This is a genomic window from Virgibacillus halodenitrificans, from assembly GCF_001878675.1.
Lineage (GTDB): Bacteria > Bacillota > Bacilli > Bacillales > Amphibacillaceae > Virgibacillus_Q > Virgibacillus_Q halodenitrificans.
Genome location: NZ_CP017962.1, coordinates 3,151,977 through 3,176,652 on the forward strand (window position 1 = coordinate 3,151,977; position 24,676 = coordinate 3,176,652).

The window sequence follows — 24,676 nt, forward strand, 5'->3', positions numbered from 1 at the left end:
ACAAATACATTTATATTTTAGTTTCGTTTACGCATTAAGTTACGTTATTCTGCAATTTCACTTCAGATTAGAAAATGGATATATACGAAGCTACTTTTGCCGAACAAAAAAAGCACATATGAAAAGCACTCATTAAAAAAGGCTTTATGAGAGAATTATTCTCCATAAAGCCTAAATAATAGAATGATAATATACTCTCTAATTTAAATATCTCCCCATTTTTACCAAACCAAAACGATTCACCAGCATCCACAACCAAATAAATTGCTCAACCATATTGAATAACGACATTGAAAAAGAAAGACCCTTCCATTTATGAAGTATTTCATTTCACAATTTACCCACTGTCTAGTAACTAAAAAAGACCGAACATGTTCGTATGCTCCGTCTTTTCTCCTATAAATTATATTAATTTATATACTCTTGCTTCAAATGGCTGAAATGTCATTTGCTGACTTATTTCACACTTCTCTTCAGATGACTTTTCATCTGGATAATTACGCAACTGTACTATTGCTTGTTTACCAACTAGATCGTACGGTAAATCGATTTCTGTTTCTTTATCAAATAAGTTTGTCATAACAATAAAGGTATCTTCATCCAAATAGCGTTTATAAGCAAATATTTCCTTATGCTCTGGATTCATTAATTCATAACTTCCATATACCAACACATCATTATTTTTACGTAACTGTATTAATGACTTGTAGTAGTTAAGTATAGATGAGTAATCTTGAAGTTCTGCTTCTACATTTATTTCTTTATAATTTTCATTCACCTTTATCCATGGGTTTCCAGTGGTAAATCCTGCATTTTTTGTTGTATCCCACTGCATCGGAGTGCGTGAATTATCACGGCCATTTCTCCATATAATTTTCATGACTTCCTCATGGCTCTTTCCTGCTTCACGCTCATTTTTATATAAGTTTTTGATCGCAACATCACGGTAATCTTCAATGGAATCAAATTTAACATTTGTCATACCGATTTCTTGCCCTTGATATATAAAAGGGGTACCTTGCATGAGGAAATACATTGTTGCAAAGCTTTTTGCAGCTTCCTTACGTTTTTTGGTATCTTGAGCCCATGTAGAAACAGAGCGTGGTTGATCATGATTCTCTAAAAATAATGCATTCCAACCAATACCATCTAAACCTGTTTGCCATTTGCTTAACGTATGTTTTAATGCTTCAATATCAAGGCCTCCTGTATTACTAGTTCCCCATAAATCCAAATGCTCGAACTGAAAGATCATATTGAACTTGCCTTCTTTTTCACCAACCCATTCATCAGCCTGTTCAATATTTACACCATTCGCTTCACCCACTGTCATAATATTGTAGTTAGCAAAGGTTTCTTGTTTTAACTCTTCTAAGTAGGTTTGAATACCTGGTCGGTTCATATGCCCCTCATAGGAAGGGACGTAAGTTTTATTTTCTGGATTGGGCAAATCAGGAAATCCAGCCTTTTTCTTTATATGAGAAATCGCATCAATTCTAAAGCCGTCTATCCCCTTATCCAACCACCAGTTCACCATTTTATACAAAGCGTAACGAACCTTTGGGTTTTCCCAATTTAAATCAGGTTGTTTTTTTGAAAACACATGCAAATAATATTCTTTTGTTTCTTCGTCATATTCCCATGCCGAACCACCAAAAATAGATTCCCAGTTATTTGGAACTCCTCCTTCTTTACCTGAATGCCAAATGTAATAATCACGATAAGCATTGTCTTTTCCAGAACGCGATTCTATAAACCAAGGATGCTCATCTGAGGTGTGATTGATAACCAAATCCATAATTAATTTCATATCTCGAGCATGTACTTCTTTTAGTAATATATCAAAGTCTTCCATGGAGCCGAACTCTGACGAAATAGCTTGATAATCGCTAATGTCATATCCATTATCATCATTAGGAGATTGATAGATCGGTGAAATCCATATTACGTCTATCCCTAAATTTTTTATGTAATCAAGCTTGGAAATAATTCCTTGCAGATCCCCAATACCATCACCATCAGAGTCCATAAAACTTCGAGGGTAAATTTGATAAGCAACTGCCTCTTTCCACCATTTTTTTTTCATCATGCTGCCTCCTATAATTCATTAAATTGGACTATTTTTCATATCTAAAACATTTAAGTAAATACGATAAAATGCTGAATAGGAAATAAATGCTATAAGCGCGGCAGTAAAGAAAGGCAGTAAAACAAGCCAGCCACCTATACTAATATATAAAATACCGCTACTTGCAAATAAATGAATAAAAAATAACTTAGGACTTACCAGCGTAAGAACAAAAGCTTTTTTCATTAAAACTGTCAACTTTTCATCATAATGAACAAGTACAATAAAAAAGTTAATAGTAAAAATATAAATTACAACACCCAGTCCTAATATGCAGAACAGCAACAGAACGTTTATTTGTCTAACATATATAAAGTCAATAACTAAGATTGCCCATATACCAGTCAGTAAGAGTCCACCTAACAAACTGAAGCAATAATTTTTTCTGAAATATGTGAAGTAAGTTTTGATTAATGAACATTGTTCCTTTTTTAAAATCCAATCTCTTACCATAGCGAATAAAGCCGAAGTTGCAGGAAAAAACAGAAAAGGTGCCAACAGCAGTATTCCAATCGCTAAAATATATCTACTCTCTTTAGTCTCTGCGTATACAAAATTTAATAAGAGGTAAGCAATAGGCAGGTTTGATATAAACCAAGCGATATTAGTGATGGATAGACGCATAAACCATTCACTTAATTGATATATAATTGGCTTTTCATTACCCATTTAAATCCCTCCATTTAATAATGCAAAATCCTCCTCAAATGATTATTAATTTTTCGGAGGTTCTTGTAATGGCTGACATGATTCTCTTCTTTTAATAACAGTTGGAATGATGATACTCTTCTTATAGGCGGAAGTTTCCTTAATTTCTTGTACGACACATTTTGCTGCTTCATGTCCTAGTAAAAAAACTTGTGTATCTACAGATGTAAGTGCAGGACTCGATAATTGAGCAATTAATGCATTATTAAAACTTATAATACTTAATTCTTCAGGAACATCGATACCTTCCTTACGACATATTTGTAATACTTTCATCGCAACTAAGTCATCCGTTACTACAAGCGCAGTTGGTGGCCGATTTAGATTCATAAAACGAGATAAAATGTCATCCAATTCACTGTTAATGTCTGAGTTTGCAACGTATTCTTCCTTTAGAGGCAATTTATTTTTTGTTAGGGCATGCTGGTATCCTTTTAGTCTGTCGTTAGACACTTCATATTCTAAATCTCCCCCAATATAACCAACCGTTTGATGTCCCAGACCAATTAAGTAATCTGTTGCTTCTTCAGCTGACTTAACATTGTCATTATCAACAAACATAATTTTATCAGCATAATCATTAGGTCTACCTACAAGCACAAAAGGAACCTTACTTTCAATTAAATATGGAATCACTTTATCCCCGCGTTTTGAATAGGTAACAATCATTCCATCAACCCTTTTGCCTCGAACCATCTTAACAACATTTTCATAAATTTCTTCTTCAGACTCCCCGGTTGTCAGTGTTATATTATAATCTTCTTTATTACAATATGCGCTAATTCCTCGTAAAACTTCTGGAAAGAATGGGTCATGCAACGAGTCACTTGCAGACTTTTTCATTACTATCCCTATGGTTCGAGTTTTTTGCTGTGCAAGTACATGTGCATTATAATTCAGATGATAGCCTAGCTCCTTCATTACCTGATGTACTTTGCGCTTTGTGTTTTCACTAATGCGTGGGCTATTGGAAATTACCCTTGATACGGTTGAAGGTGAAACATTTGCTTTTTTAGCAACATCTTTTATCGTAACTGCCATTATTGATATCTCCTATCTGCAATAAAGACTATTTTCTCGTTTATTAGGCGAATATTACTTAACAGCCCCTTCAGCAACACCATTAATAATTTGCTTTTGAGCAAAGAAGTAACCGATAATCACTGGCAATATAGCAATTGTTAAGCCAGCTAATGCGAGATGCCATTGCTTTGTATATTGCCCAAAGAAATAAAACATTTTTAAAGGTATCGTTGCCTGGTTTTCTGATAAAACAAGAGATGGGAGCAGATAATCGTTCCAAATCCAAATTACATTTAGAATAGCTACTGTAACGGTAATTGGTTTTAAAAGAGGAAAAATAATATGAATGAAGGTCTGAAATTTATTAGCACCATCGATAATTGCTGCTTCATCCAATGACTTGGAAATACCTGTCATAGCTCCGTGGTATAGGAAAATGGACAAGCTTGAACCGAAACCTAAATACATAAATATTAGTCCAAAACGATTTAACATTTCTACTTTACCAAACAACGCTACAAGCGGAATCATCACAGACTGAAAGGGAATTAGCATTGCTGATACAAATATTAATAATAAAGCACCACTTAATCTGCTTCTATTTCTTGCCAGTGCATAACCAGCCATAGAAGTAAAAAACAATATGATAATAACACTTAAGCCAGTTATAAATATTGAATTAAACAAAGATTGAATAAAATTCAAGTCAACAAAAGCCTCTTTAAAGTTTTCTATTGATAATGTGCCAGGCAAATTTAATACATCAGTAAATATTTCTCTTTTAGATTTAAATGCGTTAACAAGCATTAAGTAAAATGGTGATAACCACAATAAGCCTAGGAGGATGCCAATTATTTCAACAAGAAAGAGTTTCCGTTTTTTATACATTACAGGTCAACCTCCCGTTTTTTATTATAATACACTTGTGTAAGTGCAATTGCAGCAACCATTACGAAAAAGACTACAGCTTTCGCCTGTCCATAGGCCATTTCATTTGCACTGAAGGCGGTATTCACAATTTCCATCGCTACCATTTGGGTAGACTGAAAGGGTCCTCCATTAGTCAGCGATAAATTTTGGTCATAAATTTTAAATGAGTTTGATAAAGTTAGAAACATACTAATTGTAAAAGCTGGAGCTACTAAAGGAAATGTAATACTTTTAAATCGTTGCCAACTGTTAGCCCCATCTATTTCAGCAGATTCTTCTAATTCCTTAGGGATGTTCTGCAAATATGCTATATAGATAATCATAATATAACCAGCCATTTGCCAGCAGGTTAGAATAACTAATCCCCAAAAACCTGTGGCAGTTGTAGAGAGCCAGCCAGTTAAAGCTTCAATACCAAGTGCTTTTCCAATATCTCCAAATACGTTAATAAAAATAAACTGCCATATGAAACCAAGAATAAGTCCTCCAATTAAATTTGGCATAAAGAAAATAGTTCGCAGAAAGTTATTTGTTTTAATGTGACGCGTAACAAGAATCGCTAACCCTAACCCCAACACATTTAAAATAATTACAGTAACAACAGAAAATTTTATTGTAAACCAAATAGAATTAAGAAAAAGCTCGTCGCTAAATAATCGCGTATAATTTTCCAGGCCAATAAACTTTGTGGCAACTAAACCATTCCAATCAGTAAAAGAGTAAATCGTTCCGTAAATCAATGGGACGACAACTACAAGACCAAGTGCTACTAAAACAGGCGTCAAAAATAACCAAAACGACACATCTCTATTTTTCAAGGTAAATCCCTCCCAATAAAAAACATTAAAAAAGACAAGCTAACAAACATGGCACTATTTGTTAGCTTGTTTGTCCCGTTACTTCCTTTTTTCCTCCCATTTCGAAATAGCATCTTTCTCAAGTTCTTCCCATGTCATATCGCCAGCTAAATATTGCTGAGCATTCGCTCCCATCACTGCCGTTCCCCACGGATTGCTCGGATAACCTGCAAATATCCAACCAATTGTTTTTCCTTCAGAGGCATACTCATAAATATCTTGTGACAACGGATCGGAAATTTTCTCTGTATCATAGCCTTCATAAGCAGGTATGAATTTAAGCTCATTCAAAACGGCTTCTTTTCCTTCATCAGAAGTATACATCCAATCCAGAAATTTTTTGGAGGCTTCAACAACCTCTTTATCAGAATTATTATTAACTGCCCAGTAGTTTGGAACTCCCACCGGAATACTACCTTCAAAACCTTCTACCGGAATTGGCAGTACGCCAATATTCTCAGCAACTTCAGGATCCATTTGTTCAACCGATGGATAAACCCAGTTTCCTTGTTGAATCATCGCTACACGTTCAAGCGAAAAATACTCTTCCACTTGTTGAGAATAATCCAGACTTAACACCGGCTGCACAGAATATTTATTTTGCAAATCCAGAAAACGCTTCATTTCTTTGCCTCTTTCAAATTTTACCGTATCAGATTCAAACGCTTTCATTACATCGTGGTCAAATTCAGGAGCCAAGAAAGCATTTGCCAAATGATCACCCATTACCCATGCTTCCTTACCAGGTAAGGCAAAAACCGCTTCTATCTCCAGCTCATCTTTTTTACTGTCTAACTTTTCAACAGCTTGCTCTAAATCTTCGAACGTAAGTATCTCTTCTGGTTTTATGCCAGCCTCTTCAAATAGACGCTTATTATAAATTAGTCCATATCCTTCTTGGTTAAATGGCAAACCCAGTATTTTATCACCATCCTGAACTGTTGCTAAGGTACCATCAATAGCTGCCTTTGCAGCTTCTGTATCTGACATATCTGCTAAGTATTTTTTATAGTCAATTACATCTTGCGGGCCAGTCACATTAAAGATATCCGGTTCATCACCAGAGGAGAATTGAGACTTTAAGACAGGAGCATATTCCGTTCCGCCGCCCACTGTTTTAACGTTAATTTTAACATCTGGATTTTTTTCTTCATATTGCTTGGCCAGTGCTTCAAATTGGTCCTTAAACTCTACCTTCCCTTGGAAAATATCAATAGTAACTTTATCTCCGGAACTCGCTTCACTGTTGTTCGATTTATTGCTATCATCTGATGAACAACCTGCTAAAAACAAACCAATTATCATTGCAACAACTGCTACCTTTGAAAACAAATGCTTTGCTCTCATTTCACTCAACTCCCCTTTTTGGTGTTAGCTCATTCATGAATACGTTTGCATTCTTTAATAAAATTATGCACACATATTATAAACAAGTTAAAAGTATAGCAATTAAAACAAGGATGGCACTAGTGAGTCACTCTTATACATTTATGTGCATTTATTGCGCAACCGTTTCATTAATTGCTAGTTAAATAATAGCATTCTACTAAATAAATTACAAGTGGAAATTATCAAAAAAATGAGAGGTGAAAATTCTATCCTGAAAACTTTTAGACGTGAGCTCAAATAAATTTATATAAAAGAAGTTAAAAAGTCTTAATTAATTACCTTTAGGTTTGAATTGGAGTAGTATAATTCGAGTGGGTATCGCTTAAAAATCAATTAGAATTTAGTCATGTTCTTTATTACATCAAAATTATTTATTATAGAAACTTACAACCCAATAAAAGACCGAATGATGTGAATACACCAAACGGTCTTTTTCATTTAACAGCCCGCTAAAAAGTCATAGCGAGGTGCAGTTACCTACATTATTAGAATAATAGGATTCTCTTTAACTCTACCAAAGCTGTCCTCTCTACTACCCCCGAAAAGAACCCGACGCCTCTCCTCCAACAGAATAATGCTGCCATTCATATGGAAGCAACTCCTGGTACATCGGCTGAAGAAAACGATCATCGATCAAAGCGATGGTGCCGTGGTCTGTGTCTGTACGAATTAGCCGGCCGCCTGCCTGCAGTACTTTATTCATCCCAGGATAAACATACGCATAATTATAACCGTTATGACCATTGGCCTGGAAATGGTCCTTAATAATATTCCGTTCAAAGCCAATTTGCGGCAGCCCGACTCCGACAATAATCACTCCAGACAATCGATCTCCTTTCAGATCCACACCCTCAGAAAAAATCCCGCCAAGTACAGCAAATCCAACGAGCCGCTCCTCATTTTCCTGGAAGGAATTCAGGAAATCCTCCCGACGTTCTTCCGTCATGCTTGTTTCCTGTAAGATCACTTTTTCTCCCGGTGCTGTTGCGGTAAACTGCTCATATACCTGCAGCATATATTTATAGGATGGGAAAAACACGAGAAAATTCCCTTCCCTCTGCTGTAATAAATCAACGATAAATTGAACCATCGGCTCTAACGTATGCTCCCTGTCACGATACCTAGTTGATAAGGGCTGGATAATCACTTCCGCATTTTCACGCTGAAACGGGGACGGGATGGATACAACATAATCTTCCGCCTTTCCACCAAGCAAGTCCATATAGTAGCCTGCAGGGGTTAGCGTGGCAGAGAAGAAGATCTTGGAACGAAATCCTTTACCCATTTGCTTTAGCTGATGGGAAGGATCCAGGCAAAACAACTTCAACTGTACATCACTACCCTCAAGCGTCATATAACTGGTAAAACGCTTATCATACAATCTGGCAATTTTCACAAACGCCTGGGCACTAAAGTAGCCATTTAGCAATAATTCCTCCGCTTCCCCACCACGCATTAGCTCTTCTTCTGCCGCATACGCGAATGCATCCACGACATGTACAAGCTTTTCATCCAATTCTTTTTCCAGCTGTTGATTTTGCTTCTTCTTTTCCATAAGATACTCATTTACGGCATTTGCCGATTTGGCTATAACTTCATTTTCATCTTTATACATCCGGTATAGCGCAAGAAAGGTTTCCTTCTCCACGGTTGCCGAATACATCTCTCGCGCACGATCGACAAGATTATGTGCCTCATCAACGAGCAACGCCGACTTTTTCCTCTGTTCATCCAACAGTCGCTGCAAGGACACCTTTGGATCAAAAATATAATTATAATCGCAAATCACTGCATCTGCTGCATATGCCAAATCTAATGAAAACTCAAACGGACAGACGGTATGCTTGCGCGCATATTTTTCAATCACTGGTCTTGTCATTAATGTTTCGTTCTGCAAAATATCTAATATCGCCCCGTTAATCCGGTCATAATACCCGTTCGCAAAAGGACATTCCGTTTTGTCACAGTTCACCTGTTCTTGAAAACAGATCTTATCCTTAGCAGTAATTGTAACGACTGTAATTGCCAGCCCCTTTTCCTGTAAGAGTCGGAATGCTTCTTCTGCGGCAGTGCGGGTAATTGTCTTTGCTGTCAGATAAAATATTTTTTCCAAATGGCCCTCGCCAATTGCCTTTGCGGATGGGAAAATGGTTGAGATTGTCTTCCCGATTCCCGTTGATGCTTTGGCAAACAACGTCTTTTGTTCGTGAATTGTTTTATACACAGCTCCTGCAAGCTTGCGTTGTCCGTCCCTATAGCTTTCAAACGGAAATGCCAGCATCTTGGTACTCTCATCCCGTGTACGCTTCAATTCTAATCGCAGCCTGGCATAAGGAGCATATTGTGCTACTACATCCATGACAAAATCGGCCAATTCCTCACGGGTTAAGCTTCGCTGAAAGTATTTCTTTTCTTCTGTACGAACTTGTATGTACGTAAGCTGGATAGTTATCTTGTCCAGGTCATTGTCTGTGGCATAAATATAACCATAGACTGTCGCCTGTGCCCAGTGAACCGGATAGCTGTCCTCCGTAATAGCATCAAGTGACCCGGAGGTTGATTTAATTTCATCAATGGTCAGCGATCCATCCTCACTTATAAGAAGACCGTCACAGCGGCCATCTATTTGAAAGGTCATCTCCTCAAAAGGAATTTCTGTTTTTAGATAAACTTCCTTTTTATCGTTTTTACCGTACGTCTTTTGAACTTTCTGGTGTGCCTTAGTGCCGTCCACCAAAGGTTGCGAACTGCGGAAACCAGTTTCTATACTGCCACTGCGAAAAACATACTCCACTAGCGTCCTCGCAGCTATTTTTATGCTCTGCTTCATATTATCACCCGAAAAATTTAGCGTTGCTTTTAGTGTAGCATGCGGGGAGGAAGGTGTCATCTTTTCGGGGAACATTTGTTTTGTTTGGGGTGGATTGTGTATTATACGTTGGGAGTCTATCAATGCCTCGGTCTATCTCTTCCATTAGAAAATATTTCAGAGCACTGTCCTCATTTACTATAGTTAAATTCCCCACAAAAAGGTACAATAGAAAAATAGTAAACCAATTTAATAAGGAGAAGATTATGCTATTATTCTTAAACTTTTTTAAAAAGAAAAAGAAAGTCTTCCCACCTAAACAAATGCATACTAAATCCCAGAAACCCAAACAAACAAATGAGCATATCGCTACGAGGAAAGGTGAAATAGGAGAATACAAGATTGATATTCAATTGGATCAGCTACCAAAGGGATGTCGCTATCTTAGTGACCTTCTTGTTAGTAACCCAAAAGCGAAGTCAGGATATTCACAAATTGACCATGTTGTTTTAACTTCTCATGGTATATTTGTTATCGAAACAAAAAACTACCAAGGGACCATCTATGGCGGAAAAGACCGCAAAACCTGGTTAGTTAATGGCAAGTTTAAAATGATGAACCCTTTCGTGCAAAACTATGGACATATAAAGGCATTAACATCCTTAATAGATAAAAAGTACCGCGATCTATTTATCTCTATGGTATCTTTTACAAAACGTTCCACATTTAAAGTAGGCGATGATTATCGTAAAATAGCATCCAATGAGCTCATTGTATATGATGTGGAGTTATCAGAGTTTCTCCATAGAAAGGTTTCCGTATTAAAAATTCATCACAAAGAGCCTCTCCTATCTGAAAATGACATTGACACAATCTATCATGCTTTTTTAAATGCCAATATTACTGACCCCGAAATGATAGAAAAACATAAACATGCATTAAAAACAAATACATTAGTAGAAGATTCAAGTTCAAGTTCTACTTGTGTCATTTGTAATAAACCTGTCTCACAAAAAGTAGAGGCATTCTGTTTATCAAATAAAAAGTTCAATGGAAAAGTCTTTTGTTATGCCCATCAGAAAACGGCTCACTAAAACAATAAACAAATCCACGAAGCGGCATCCGTCGTTTCGTGGATTTCTTGATAATATTAATATAAACTCTCAGTCTCTCATAAACCTTCCCTAAGAAATATACTTCAGCAAATACCATCCCTCCTAACCCCAGTGACAGACAGCTTATAAAGATGATAAAGTAAGGAAAGTTAATTCATAAAGAACAGAATGATAAGCTCAAATTTAGCAGAAACAAAATGGAGGAAACTATGAACTATAAAACTATTTTATTCGATGTGGATGATACATTAATGGACTTTGGTGCCTCAGAAAAAAGTGCTCTTCACCATACTTTTCTTGCTTACAAATTACCAACGGGATTAGCAGATTACCAACCTGATTACAGAAAAATCAGCAAAGGGCTATGGAGGGATCTGGAGCAGGGGCTTTTATCTGTAACCGAACTAGGAGTAGAGAGGTTTAGAAGGCTCTTTCTTCAGCATGAACTTGATATTAATCCGAAAACATTCAATGAAGTATATCTTAACTATCTCGGTAAAGAAGTACATCTCATGGATGGGGTCTTAGAATTATTTGATCAGCTTAACGACTATAAGCTAGGTGTTGTAACAAATGGATTCACTACAGTGCAAAATTCTAGATTGAGTCGTTCTCCGCTATATAATAGCTTCGACCATATCATTACTTCTGAGGATGCCGGTTACCAGAAGCCTCACGTAGGTTTCTTTGATTATACCTTTTCTAAACTAGGTATTAATGAAAAGAAAAATGTTTTGATTGTTGGTGACTCATTAACTTCCGACATCCAAGGTGGAATCAATTACGGAGTAGATACTTGCTGGTTCAATCCGCATAAAAAAGATAACAACACGGAAATTAAGCCAACATATGAGATCTGTGAACTTGCAGATCTTATGGAAATAGTAGAAAAAGAGAAAGTTTAAGCTCCTTTTATGCTTGAACCTATTTCCGCATCTCGGGCCCAAAGTATGACATTAATCTCCTTTTTCTACCAAATTTAGTGCTATTAACTCTTTCATTCTAAACTATTTAGAATATTATATAAATAGTATACTAGAATTGGAGTGATTTATTTGTTAAGGAGAAAAGGCACTAAATCTTTTTCATGGATGCTAACACTAGTGATGGCAGTGAGTCTTGCTATGCCATCATTAAGCTATGCTGACGAGGCGGAAAGCAATAGCATTCAACAAGCGTATGAGCTCGATGATGGGGTTACTGCAGAAAAGTATGATTATGCAGATGCTATTAAAGAGACCATCTATGTGGAATCTACATTGGATAGTGATGAAGATGGGACCCCCGATCGAATTGCAGCAGACATCATCCGGCCAAAGGAATCAAACAGCGACATGAAGGTTCCTGTAATTATGGATGCAAGTCCATATTACGAGAGTCTCGGGCGTGGAAACGAATCTGAAATAAAGGATACTGACGGTGATGGTGTCAATGATATGTTTCCATTATTTTATGACAACTACTTTGTTCCGAGAGGATATGCTGTGGTGCAAGTAGATATGGTAGGGACTAACAACTCGGATGGTTGCCCGACAACAGGCGGCTTTGAAGAAATAGAAAGTATTAAAGTCGTAATAGAATGGTTAAACGGAAAAGGCAAAGCATGGGACGAAAACGGAGATGAAATTGCTGCAGACTGGTCAACAGGAAAGGTTGGTATGATCGGAAAATCCTATGATGGTACATTGGCTAACGGTGTAGCCGCTACTGGTGTGGAGGGCCTCGAAACAATTGTCCCAATCGGAGCAATCAGTAGTTGGTATGATTATTATCGCTATGAAGGTATTACGTTTCGCAATAATGGTCCCAACGGTTTATCCAAGTTGGTCACAAGCAGCGAAAGAGTCCCTGCCTGTGCCCCAGTTCGTGAGAATATCAAGGAAAAGGCTGACGACGAAACTGGTGACTATAACTCCTTTTGGGATGAACGCAATTATATAAAAGATGCACATAACATAGAAGCAAGTGTATTTGTTGTACATGGTATTAATGATTATAATGTGAAGGCAAATCACTTTTCAAACTGGTGGGAAGTTTTAAAAGAAAATGATGTGCCAAGAAAACTCTGGCTTACCCAAACCGGACATGTGGATCCATTTGATTTCCGTAGAGAAGAATGGGTTCATACCCTCCATCGCTGGTTTGATCATTGGTTACTAGATATCGATAACGGAATTATGGACGAACCGGCTGTAGATATTGAACGGGAAGCAGATGAATGGGAGACCTATTCCGCTTGGCCGGATCAAAATTCAAAAGCGGTGAAAGTAAGACTTGCACCTGCCGATGGAAATCTACCAGGTGTATTAACAACAGGACCGGTTAAAGGCAACTTCAACCAAACGTTCGTTGATGAACCGTACCAGCGTGAGAGCGCAATGGTAGAAAATGAATTTTCAACAAAGGAAAACAGGTTATTGTTCATGACCCCTGAGTTGGAAGATGACCTTCGACTAAGTGGAATTCCGGAAATTGATATCCGAGCCAGTGTCAATAAAGAAAATACTAATTTAACAGCACTTATCGTCGATTACGGAACAGATGAGAGAGTCAATCATCGTGACCGTGGTGAAGGTGTTCGTACCCTTGAAGAGGAAAGCTGTTGGGGACAAAGCACAGCAGCCGATGATGCTTGTTATAAAGAAACAGAAAAGACAACTCATGAGGCACCATATGAAATTGTCACACATGGTTGGATGGATGCAACAAACTGGAAAACTCTTGATTATACAGACCTGCTAAAACCTGAGAAAAGCTACCGTTTCCAATGGGATACACTACCAGAGGACTATGTCTTTAAGGAAGGTCATCGGATTGGTATTGTTATTGCAGGTAGTAATTACCAACGCTTACTTCCTATGCAAAACAAAGCAACCATTGACGTCTCTTTAGGACAGAGCAAGGCACTTCTTCCTATTGTTGGCGGAAAAAAGGCATTTGAGGCTGCAGTAGAAGAATAATAGAAAAAGGATGTTACCAAAATTCGGTGACATCCTTTTTTAATTACAGAGCTTTCTCCTTACTTGTTCTTCAGTCAGCCATTCATCCCCCGTTTTGATGACCTTCTCAGCTTCCATAAGTTTAGAAAGCAATCTGAGCGTTCTCCTCCATGTTTATATATAATACAAAACTAATAATTAGACAGATACTGTTCCCGTTCCCATGGATGAACAGTCGTACGGAACATATCCCATTCGATCTGCTTGGCTTCCACAAAATGTTCCAGTAGATGCTCACCAAGTGCTTGCTTAATAATTTCATCCTGATCCAGCTCTTCTAATGCATGCATTAAGGTTGCTGGCAAATCGCGGATGCCATTTTTAATTCGTTCTGATTTGTTCATTGTATAAATATTTTGATCCACAGCCGTTGGAGGCGTCAGCTTATTTTCTACGCCATCAAGTCCACTTGCAAGCAACACCGCCAAGGCCATATATGGATTGGCCGAAGGATCAGGACTTCGTACTTCAATGCGTGTGCTTAATCCTCTCGAAGATGGAATACGAATGAGGGGACTTCTGTTCGAACCGGACCATGCAACATAGCATGGTGCTTCATATCCAGGGACAAGCCTTTTATATGAGTTGATTGTGGGATTTGTTACTGCCGTGAAATGAATTGCATGCTTTATGATACCAGCTGTAAACTGGTAGGCCACTTCACTCAATTGCATGTCACCATGTGAATCAAAAAAGGCGTTTTTGCCCTCTTGAAATAAGGACATATTCACATGCATGCCTGAGCCGTTCACACCAAATAATGGTTTTGGCATAAATGTAGCATGCAAATTATGCTTGCGGGCTATCGTTTTTACTACCAGCTTAAATGTTTGAATATCATCCGCGTGTTTTAGCGCATCTGCGTATTTAAAATCTATCTCATGCTGTCCAGGAGCGACCTCATGATGGGAAGCTTCAATTTCAAACCCCATCTCCTCCAATTCAAGAACGATTTCTCTACGACAGTTCTCCCCCAAATCTGTTGGGGCAAGATCGAAATAGCCGCCCTTATCGTTCAGATCCAAGGTTGGTTCACCATTCTCATTTAATTTAAACAGGAAAAACTCCGGCTCTGTTCCAATATTAAATGCAGAAAAACCCATTGCTTCCATTTTCTTAAGGTTTCTTTTCAAATTATAGCGTGGGCACCCCTCAAATGGTGTTCCATCCGGATTGTAGATATCACAAATAAAGCGTGCTACCTTCCCTTTGTCTGATGTCCATGGAAAAACCACAAATGTATCTAAATCAGGATATAAAAGCATATCAGATTCTTCAATTCGTACAAAGCCTTCAATCGAGGATCCATCAAACATCATTTTATTGTCCAACGCTTTTTCCAGTTGACTTAATGGAATTTCCACATTTTTAATGGTTCCAAGCATATCGGTAAATTGCAGGCGGATGAACCGCACATTTTCCTCATCCATTTTTTTGCGTATTTGTTCCTTCGATAATGTTACACCCATATTTTTGCCTCCTAAGAATTCTAATTTTTTTTGCTATCCTTTCAAATACGATGGCAGTACAGAATTTCCCATTAAATAGGAATCTACTTTATGAGCAACTTCACGCCCTTCATTAATCGCCCAGACAATTAAACTTTGTCCACGCCGCGCGTCGCCTGCCGCAAAAACATTCCCTTTGTTTGTAGTAAAATCCCCATACGGCGCCTTCACCTTATGATGGTTTGTATCAATGCCGTACTGTTGTAATAACCCAAGCTCAGTTCCTTCAAATCCAATTGCAATAAACACAAGCTGCGCCGGCCAAACCTTCTCCGAACCAGAGATTTCCTGGAAGGAGAAACTTCCATCTTTATCTTTTATTTTCTTCATTTGGACAGTATGCACTTCCTTCAGCTGTCCATCCTTATCTGAAACGAATCGTTTTGTTTGAATCGAATAGTTCCTAGGATCCTGACCGAATGTAGCTGTAGCTTCATGGTGGGCATAATCCACTGTGAATACATTCGGATATGCTGGCCACATATTATTTGGAGTTCTGTCTGTCGGAAGCCTCGGATGCTTACCAAATTGAACAACACTCTTACATCCTTGGCGAAGTGCTGTCGCTATGCAATCCGCACCGGTATCTCCTCCGCCGATGACAATGACATCCTTCCCTTTTGCATCAATCCATTCCAGGTCTTCTTCCTCAGCCCCCATGAGGCTTTTCGTAGATAAAGTCAAATAATCCATCGCAAAGTGAACCCCTTTTGCTTCCCTCCCCTCCAGCTTAAGGTCCCGCTGCTTCAGGGCTCCTGTACAAAGGATGACAGCATCATACATTTCATTTAATTCATCGGCATGAATGTCTATACCGACTTCCGTGTTTAAAATAAACTGGATGCCTTCCTCCTCCAAAAGCCTAACCCTACGCTCCACGACTTCTTTTTCCAGTTTCATATTTGGGATTCCGTACATTAGTAAACCGCCGGCTCGATCCTGCCGCTCATAAACAGTCACCATATGACCAGCTTGATTCAACTGATCTGCACTGGCCAATCCGGCAGGGCCTGAACCAATAATTGCAACAGATTTGCCTGTTCGATTCCGTGGTATTCTTGGTGCTATCCATCCGTTTTCAAATCCTTTATCAATAATCGTACGCTCAATACTCTTTATCGTCACAGCTGGATCAGCAATAGCAAGGGTACAAGATCCTTCACAAGGTGCCGGGCATACCCTGCCAGTGAATTCAGGAAAGTTATTTGTTTTTAACAACCGTTCCAGTGCTTCCTCCCATTTTTCCAAATACACAAGGTGATTCCATTCCGGGATGAGGTTATAAATCGGGCAACCAGTTGTTGCCCCATCGAGCACTTCTCCAATTTGACAAAAAGGGGTCCCGCAATCCATACACCGCGCTCCCTGCCTTTTAAGCGTTTCATCTGAAAAGGGCGCCTTATATTCTCTCCAGTCACTGATCCGATGTCGAGCTTCTCGCTCCTCCACTTCCTCTCTTGCATAATCCATAAACCCTGTTAATTTCCCCATAGTACCGCTCCTTTCATAAGTTCCGATCTTTTCACACCGGACGTATGAACCCATCGACGCTATACCATTCTAAACCTTCTTATAATGGAACAACGGCAGACGTTTTTAAATTCTGATTACCAACTGCATTCTTCTTTTTTAATTCAAACGCATGCAACGCTGCTTCTCTATCACTCATTCCAGCATTCTTATATGTTTGTATTTGTTCCTGCATATGCCGGAAATCTCTCGGTATCACTTTCACTAATTTCTGCATGGATCCATTCCAATGAGACAGAACGAAACGGGCTTTTTGACTAGCAGTGTAGTGATAATGATTTTGAATTAATCGTTTTACTTCTTCCAACTCCATTGGGTCTGACACTGTCTCAATGGCAACCATCTCTTTATTACATAACACATCAAATTTCTCCGGATCCTCTGTAAGAATATAAGCAATACCACCAGACATGCCTGCAGCAAAGTTTTTTCCTACATCTCCCAGTATGACAACACGACCTCCTGTCATATATTCACAGCCATGATCACCTATTCCTTCAACCACTGCATTTGCACCACTATTACGAACTGCAAACCGTTCACCAGCATATCCGTTAATATAAGCCTCTCCAGTTGTTGCTCCATAAAGAGCAACATTGCCGATAATGATATTGCCTGATTCAGCAGACTTTGCTTCCGGTGGGGAAGAAATAATTATTTTTCCGCCAGAAAGTCCTTTTCCAACATAATCATTGGCGTCTCCTGTCAAACGGAGAGTCATGCCTTTAGGTACATAGGCACCAAAGCTTTGACCTGCTGAACCGTTGAACCGTAATGTGATCGCATCTTCAACCATCCCTTCTTCCCCATAGCGCTTCGTAATCTCACTGCCTGTAATAGTTCCAACGGCACGATGTGTATTTTTAATGTTATAGGTGATATCCACTTTTTCATTTTGTTCAATGATTGACATAACCATCGGTAATATAGCACTTTCATCCAGAGAGCGCTGAAGCTGATGATCCTGCTTGGTTTGGCAGGTTCTTCCCCCATCCACACGGTAAATTAATGTAGACAAGTTCAGGTCCTTTGCTTTCCAATGCACTTTAGCCCGTTCACTGATCGTCAATATATCTGTCCGGCCAATCATTTCTTCTATCGTCCGAAATCCTAGCATCGCCATTATTTCCCTGACTTCCTGTGCAATATAATGCATGAAGTTGACAACATGATCCGCATTTCCCATAAATTTTTCCCTCAACTCGGGATTCTGGGTAGCAATTCCAACGGGGCAAGTGTCTTTATGACATACCCGCATCATGACACATCCAAGGACAACAAGTGGTGCTGTTGCAAACCCAAATTCTTCAGCACCAAGCAATGCAGCCATCACCACATCTTTTCCGGTCATTAACTTGCCATCGGTTTCCAAAACCACTCGTTCGCGCAAGTTATTTAACATTAGCGTTTGATGGGTTTCAGCAAGACCCAGTTCCCATGGAAGTCCGGTATGCTTAATGCTCGTTCTCGGTGAAGCGCCTGTACCTCCGTCATAGCCACTTACGGAAATAACATCCGCTTTTCCTTTAGCAACACCTGCCGCAATCGTACCAATACCTGATTTAGCAACGAGTTTCACACTGATACGTGCCTCTCGATTGGCATTTTTTAAATCATAAATTAATTGCGCCAGGTCCTCAATCGAGTAAATATCATGATGTGGTGGTGGTGAAATGAGACCAACACCCGGGGTTGATCCACGCACATCAGCTACCCATGGATACACCTTATTCCCGGGCAGCTGTCCTCCTTCTCCAGGTTTTGCCCCCTGGGCCATCTTTATCTGGAGTTCATCTGCATGAATCAAATAGTGACTTTTTACACCAAATCGTCCGGATGCAATCTGTTTAATGGCACTCCTCCGTAAATCTCCATTTGCATCAGGGGCATAACGCTTCGGATCTTCTCCACCTTCACCGCTGTTGCTTTTTCCTCCAATTCGATTCATAGCAATCGCTAATGTTTCATGTGCTTCTTTACTTAACGAACCAAAAGACATTGCCCCCGTTTTAAATCGTTTAACAATAGAGCTAACTGGTTCGACTTCTTCTACAGGAATGGATTCCCTGTCCTTAAAATCAAGTAAATTCCGCAAAAAATTCAGTCGCTCTTCATTGGCTGCGTGGGAGTATTGTTTAAAGAGTTCATAATCACCTCTACGGCACGCCCATTGAAGTGTATGGATGGTTTTCGGATTAAACGCATGATGCTCTCCCATCTTTCTCCATTGAAAATCACTCCCCGCATCCAACGAAGTGTCCAAATTATTTTCATAAGCTAGTTTATGACGCATCCAAGCTTCTTTAGCAATTGTATCCAGACCAATACCACCAAGCTGAGAAGCTGTACCTGTAAAATAATGATCAATAACTGTTTTACTAATGCCGATCGCTTCGAACGTTTGCGCTCCCCGATAACTTTGAATGGTGGAAATACCCATTTTGGACATTACTTTGACAATGCCTTCTGTAATACTATTTATATAAACATTGATCACGTGTTTATAACTCAGTTGCAGATGGTTCTCTTCAATTGCTTTATTTAATGTTGCATATGCGAGGTAAGGATTAATCGCATCCGCACCATAACCGATCAGTGCTGCAAAATGATGTACTTCTCTGGCTTCTCCTGTTTCAGCAATAATACTTACCTTCATCCGATTACCCTGGCGAACGAGATACTGATGCAGTGCACTTACCGCGAGAAGAACAGGAATCGCTGCATTATCTTCATCCATGTTCCGATCGGAGAGGATGAGGATATGCACACCCTCTGCAATTAGCTTTTCCGCTTTCTCGAACAGCTGCTCCAAGGCAAGCTCCAAATCCTCATGGAAAAATATATCAATGGTACGGGACTCAAAACCTTCATAGTGGTTCAACTGTAATAAACGGAATTGACGATTGGATAATACAGGTGTAGTAAGCTTCAATCTGTGGCAAATTTTTTCATCATCGTGGAGAATGTTTCCAACTGGACCAAGCATTGTTATGGTTGAAGTGACCACTTGCTCGCGATAAGCATCAATGGGAGGGTTGGTAACTTGAGCAAATAATTGTTTAAAATAAGCAAATAAGGATTGAGGGTGATCGGATAAAACCGCTAATGGAACATCATTTCCCATCGCCCCAATGGGATCTTTTTCTTCTGTTACTAATGGGATTAAATACTTGTGAACATCTTCGTACGTATAACCAAATGCCTTCTGTCTTTTCACCAAATTATTTAATGGGTTCCTTTCGAATTGCTCCACCTTGTTCGGTAGCATCACCTGCTGTTTATCCAGCCATGCTTCGTACGGCTTTGCATCTATTAATTCTTCTTTTATCTCTTCATCTGAAATAATTCGCCCATCTTCCATATCGAGTAGCAGCATTTTCCCCGGGCTTAGTCGGTCTTTGTAAAGAACTTGATCCTCTTCCACTTCAATAACGCCCACTTCCGAGGAATAGATCAAATAGTCATCCTTTGTAACGTAATATCGTGCGGGTCTGAGCCCATTCCGATCTAATACAGCACCAATCTGCTTTCCATCGGTAAAGGCAATAGACGTCGGGCCGTCCCATGGTTCCATCAGAGAGCTATGGTATTCATAAAAAGCCCTTTTATCATTTGACATATCCGGGTGGTTCTCCCACGGTTCCGGTATAAGCATCATAGCTACATGTGACGGCTTCCGACCTGCGAGAATTAAGAATTCCAGTGCATTATCCAACATGGCAGAGTCACTTCCATCTGTATCCAGGACAGGAAGTACTTTCTCTAAATCTTCACCAAACGCTTCGGATACAAATTGTTTCTCACGTGCCCGCATCCAATTCATATTTCCCTGTAATGTATTAATTTCTCCATTATGCATTAAATACCGATTTGGCTGTGCCCTTTCCCAGCTTGGAAATGTATTGGTACTAAAGCGGGAATGAACGAGCGCAAAGGCAGATTCAAAATCCGGATCCTGCAAATCTGTGTAAAAGGAATTCAGTTGTTCAGGCTGTAACAAGCCTTTATAAACAATTGTCTTGCTTGAGAGGCTGGAAAAATAAATATGCCCACCCTGCTCAACTACCAATTTCTCAATCTGCTTACGGATCACATATAATTTCCGTTCAAAATCCATATTATCCTTAAGAGCAACATCTGCTCCAATAAATAGTTGGCGAATAGTTGGACAGCTTTTTTGTGCTTCGATTCCAATATCTTTAACATGGACAGGCACTGTTCTCCAGCCTAGTACCTCCTGACCTTCCTGCCTGATAAGTGAGTTAATTTCATTTACCCATTCCTCATGATCCATATCATTAGAGAAAAAAATCATCCCAACACCATAACGTCCTGGCTCGGGCAAATTCATTTCAGGACATTCCTTACGAAAATAGATATCAGGGATCTGCACTAGTAATCCCGCTCCATCTCCTAAAGTTTCATCAGCACTTCCACCCCGATGATTAAGTTGGCAAAGCAAATGAAGGCCTTTTGTTACGATGTCATGATTCGGAACACCATGAATATGTGCGTACAAGCCAATGCCACATGCATCATGTTCGAAGGTTGGATTATACAAACCCTGTGCTTTCGGTATCTGATTATAATGCACTATATATCCCTCCATTTTTTGTTAATTCTTTATATTGGTAATTATAAATTTCCAAATCATTCGAAACAATATATAATTTAGATAGAATTAATACGTTTTTGATATAGATAAGGAGGAATGGCTTATGGAATTACGCCAATTACGTTATTTTATGGAAGTGGCGGAACGGGAACATGTTTCGGAGGCGGCTGTCCATTTACATGTTGCACAGTCGGCGATAAGCAGACAAATTACCAACTTGGAAAAAGAACTTGGTGTGAATTTGTTCGAACGGGAAGGCAGAAATATTAAATTAAGCCAGATTGGGAAAACATTTTATACCCATACAAAGCTTGCTATGCAGGCCATTGAACATGCTAAAAAACAAATTGATGACTTTCTGGACCCTGAGCGTGGGATCATCAAGATTGGCTTCCCAACAAGCTTGTCCACACATCTCGTGCCAAGTGTTATTTCTGCTTTTAAGGAGGCACACCCGAATATCAAGTTTCATCTACGCCAGGGTTCCTATCATTTTCTAATTGATTCCGTAAAAAAAGGAGAGATGGGTGTAGCATTCCTTGGACCCCTGCCAAAGAGTGAACCGGAAATAGCTTCCCATATTTTATTTACTGAAAGCATCCTGGCATTACTTCCTATAAATCACCCGTTAGCAGAAAGAGATAGCCTTTACCTTAGCGACTTAAAAAAAGATGACTTTGTCAGTTTTCCTAATGGGTACATCCTGAAAAAAATGATGTTGGACACGTGCAAGCAAGCAGGTTTTACACCAACTGTTTCTGCAGAGGGAGAAGACCTTGATGCAATTAAGGGTCTCGTCTCCGCAGGCATTGGAGTCACCCTTTTACCAGAGAGCACCTTTCACGAATCCACCCCAAGAATGACAGTTAAGATTCCTCTGGAAATCCCGGAGGTTCGCCGCACAGTTGGAATCATTAAACCAAAAGAAAGAACACTTGCACCATCCGAAGAGTTGTTTTACAGCTTCGTGAAACAATTTTATTCAAGGCTGCAGGGGTTCCAATAAGCAATAGCCCATAGTGACCTTCAACATAAATAACAGGATGCCGCCATACCTTTTTAATTGTGGCAAAATCCCATCTTGCTGCATATGATAACTTCCATTAATTACTACAATGCGAAGGAGATGATATATTTTGTGCGGAATCACTGGCATCGTTCATTGGAAAAAGGATGTTCGGAAGCAAAAGCAAACAGTTCAAAGAATGGCAGATACGTTGACTTCAAGGGGACCGGATGATTCACAAGTATGGGCATGTAAAAACGCTGCATTTGGGCATAAACGACTTGCCGTTGTCGACCTTGAAGGCGGGAAGCAGCCAATGCACAAGGAAAAGGATACCATTACTTATACACTTGTATACAATGGAGAATTATATAACACAGAGGAATTAAGAAAAGAATTATCAGGCAAAGGCCATGCTTTTACAACTTCATCCGACACAGAGGTTCTACTCGCTTCCTATCTCGAGTGGAAAGAAGATTGTGTCAACTACTTAAATGGGATCTATGCTTTTGGGGTCTGGGATCCGGATAGAAAACAACTCTTCATGGCTAGAGATCGACTTGGTGTTAAACCATTATTTTACTCAGAAAACGATGAAAGCTTTATTTTCGGTTCAGAATTAAAAGCCATTTTAGCCCATGATGCTGTTACTGCTGAGGTCGATGTTACTGGCCTTGCAGAGATATTCGGTTTAGGACCATCAAGAACACCGGGCCACGGAATCTTCAAAGGGTTGAAGGAACTTCGCCCTGGTCATGCATTAACCTTTTCCACAAATGGGTTAGATGTCTGGCGATACTGGAATGTGAAAAGTCATGCACACACGGACACCGTAGAAGAAACAGCAGAAAAAGTTAGACGTTTATTTGTCAATGCTGTTGAACGTCAGTTAGTTGCAGATGTTCCAATATCCACTTTCTTATCTGGTGGATTAGACTCAAGCGCAATCACCGCAATTGCGGCAAATTATTTTGCAGCAAACGACAAAGGCACATTATCAACTTTTTCGGTGGATTTCGAAGGTAGCGACAAATATTTTCAAAAGAGTAAATTCCAGCCCTCTAGTGATCATGCTTGGATCGAAAAAGTTGTTGACCAATTTTCTACCAACCAACATCATGTTGTAATATCCGGAACGGAACTGGCAAATGCATTAAAGAAATCTGTGGAGCTCCGAGATCAACCTGGGATGGCAGATATTGATTCATCCTTATTATTGCTCTGCCGGAAAATCAAAGAACATACAACCGTTAGTTTGTCAGGAGAATGTGCCGACGAAATTTTTGGAGGCTATCCTTGGTTTCACAACATAAGCGATCAAGAAGAGACTTTCCCATGGATGAAATCATTAGATTCGAGGATCGATTTACTACGCCCGGAATGGCAAAAGAAGCTAAATCTCAAATCCTATGTCATGGATCGTTATCAAGAAACCATTCAGGAGACACCACGTTTAGCTGGAGAAAGCGAAGAAGACGCCCAGCGTAGAGAATTGTTCTACTTAAACATGCACTGGTTTATGGCACAATTATTGGATCGCAAGGATCGAATGAGTATGGGGGCCAGTCTGGAGGTTAGAGTTCCATTCGCAGACCATAAATTGGTGGAATATGTTTGGAATATCCCATGGGAAATAAAGAACTTGCATGGCAGAGAGAAAGGAATTCTTCGTAAAGCATTGGAAGGACTTTTGCCTGACGATGTTTTATATCGAAAGAAAAGTCCTTATCCGAAAACCTTCCACCCTGAATATACCCGTCAGGTTGTCCAGTGGATGAAAGGAATACTTGCAGACCCCAACTCCAGATTATTTGAGTTTATCAAGCGGGAGCGAGTTGAAGCTCTCGTTGAAAGCGAAGGAAGAGAATTCACAGAACCCTGGTATGGACAGCTCATGACTGGTCCACAGCTCATTGCTCATTTATGCCAAATTGATTACTGGCTAAGAGTTTATGATGTCAAAGTTAGTGAATAGGAAGAAATATGGAAGCAGGAATGAGCTACGTTACAGAAACCAGCATGTAAGTATATGTTGGAAAATCAACTTCAAATGACTAAG

At 39.4% G+C, this 24,676-nt stretch carries 15 protein-coding genes; 5 read left to right on the forward strand and 10 right to left on the reverse strand.

The window, feature by feature from the left end; genetic code table 11:
• Window positions 1-403: 403 nt before the first annotated feature.
• The 7 genes from BME96_RS15865 to BME96_RS15895 form a co-directional block, all read right to left on the reverse strand.
• Entirely contained in the window at window positions 404-2,086 is a 1,683-nt protein-coding gene (locus BME96_RS15865; RefSeq protein ID WP_071649569.1) for a glycoside hydrolase family 13 protein, read from the reverse strand.
• Between the two features lie 21 nt (window positions 2,087-2,107).
• On the reverse strand, window positions 2,108-2,797 hold the full coding sequence (locus BME96_RS15870) for a YesL family protein (protein ID WP_071649570.1): 690 nt from the start codon (window positions 2,795-2,797) through the stop codon (window positions 2,108-2,110).
• Between the two features lie 45 nt (window positions 2,798-2,842).
• Window positions 2,843-3,877: a LacI family DNA-binding transcriptional regulator gene (locus BME96_RS15875; RefSeq protein WP_060679305.1), complete on the reverse strand. Its 1,035-nt coding sequence runs from the start codon at window positions 3,875-3,877 to the stop codon at window positions 2,843-2,845.
• 54 nt (window positions 3,878-3,931) lie between these two features.
• Window positions 3,932-4,747, reverse strand: coding sequence for a carbohydrate ABC transporter permease (locus BME96_RS15880; RefSeq protein WP_019377481.1), 816 nt, complete (start codon window positions 4,745-4,747; stop codon window positions 3,932-3,934).
• Entirely contained in the window at window positions 4,747-5,607 is an 861-nt protein-coding gene (locus BME96_RS15885) for a carbohydrate ABC transporter permease (protein ID WP_019377482.1), read from the reverse strand. The genes BME96_RS15880 and BME96_RS15885 overlap by 1 nt, the downstream gene beginning before the upstream one ends.
• Before the next feature lie 78 nt (window positions 5,608-5,685).
• Window positions 5,686-6,993, reverse strand: a complete 1,308-nt coding sequence (locus BME96_RS15890; RefSeq protein ID WP_040956356.1) for an ABC transporter substrate-binding protein — start codon at window positions 6,991-6,993, stop codon at window positions 5,686-5,688.
• A 574-nt stretch (window positions 6,994-7,567) separates the two neighbouring features.
• Entirely contained in the window at window positions 7,568-9,865 is a 2,298-nt protein-coding gene (locus BME96_RS15895) for an ATP-dependent DNA helicase (protein ID WP_071649571.1), read from the reverse strand.
• Between the two features lie 245 nt (window positions 9,866-10,110).
• Here BME96_RS15895 and BME96_RS15900 point away from each other — a divergent pair, with 245 nt between their 5' ends.
• The 3 genes from BME96_RS15900 (at window position 10,111) to BME96_RS15910 (ending at window position 13,919) form a co-directional block, all read left to right on the forward strand.
• Window positions 10,111-10,938, forward strand: a complete 828-nt coding sequence (locus BME96_RS15900) for a nuclease-related domain-containing protein (RefSeq protein WP_071649572.1) — start codon at window positions 10,111-10,113, stop codon at window positions 10,936-10,938.
• 230 nt (window positions 10,939-11,168) lie between these two features.
• Window positions 11,169-11,864 (forward strand): YjjG family noncanonical pyrimidine nucleotidase, encoded by a 696-nt coding sequence (locus BME96_RS15905; protein ID WP_071649573.1) that lies wholly within the window; start codon window positions 11,169-11,171, stop codon window positions 11,862-11,864.
• Window positions 11,865-12,005: 141 nt separating this feature from the next.
• A complete protein-coding gene (locus BME96_RS15910) occupies window positions 12,006-13,919 on the forward strand; it encodes a Xaa-Pro dipeptidyl-peptidase (protein ID WP_231478640.1) in 1,914 nt (637 codons plus the stop codon).
• Window positions 13,920-14,089: 170 nt separating this feature from the next.
• On the opposite strand, the gene glnA is transcribed toward BME96_RS15910, so the two are convergent.
• From glnA to gltB, 3 genes are all read right to left on the reverse strand, one after another.
• On the reverse strand, window positions 14,090-15,427 hold the full coding sequence (glnA, locus tag BME96_RS15915; protein WP_019377493.1) for a type I glutamate--ammonia ligase: 1,338 nt from the start codon (window positions 15,425-15,427) through the stop codon (window positions 14,090-14,092).
• A 33-nt stretch (window positions 15,428-15,460) separates the two neighbouring features.
• Window positions 15,461-16,957 carry a glutamate synthase subunit beta gene (locus BME96_RS15920; protein ID WP_071649574.1) on the reverse strand — a complete coding sequence of 499 codons (1,497 nt, stop codon included), beginning with the start codon at window positions 16,955-16,957 and terminating at the stop codon, window positions 15,461-15,463.
• 79 nt (window positions 16,958-17,036) lie between these two features.
• The gene (gene gltB / locus BME96_RS15925) at window positions 17,037-21,590 is read right to left on the reverse strand and encodes a glutamate synthase large subunit (protein WP_071649575.1); all 4,554 of its coding nucleotides are present in this window, start codon (window positions 21,588-21,590) and stop codon (window positions 17,037-17,039) included.
• Window positions 21,591-21,714: 124 nt separating this feature from the next.
• Here gltB and BME96_RS15930 point away from each other — a divergent pair, with 124 nt between their 5' ends.
• Together BME96_RS15930 and asnB are read left to right on the forward strand one after the other, a co-directional pair.
• Entirely contained in the window at window positions 21,715-22,617 is a 903-nt protein-coding gene (locus tag BME96_RS15930; RefSeq protein WP_071649576.1) for a glutamate biosynthesis transcriptional regulator GltC, read from the forward strand.
• Between the two features lie 130 nt (window positions 22,618-22,747).
• Window positions 22,748-24,592: an asparagine synthase (glutamine-hydrolyzing) gene (asnB, locus tag BME96_RS15935; RefSeq protein ID WP_071649577.1), complete on the forward strand. Its 1,845-nt coding sequence runs from the start codon at window positions 22,748-22,750 to the stop codon at window positions 24,590-24,592.
• Window positions 24,593-24,676: the final 84 nt, after the last annotated feature.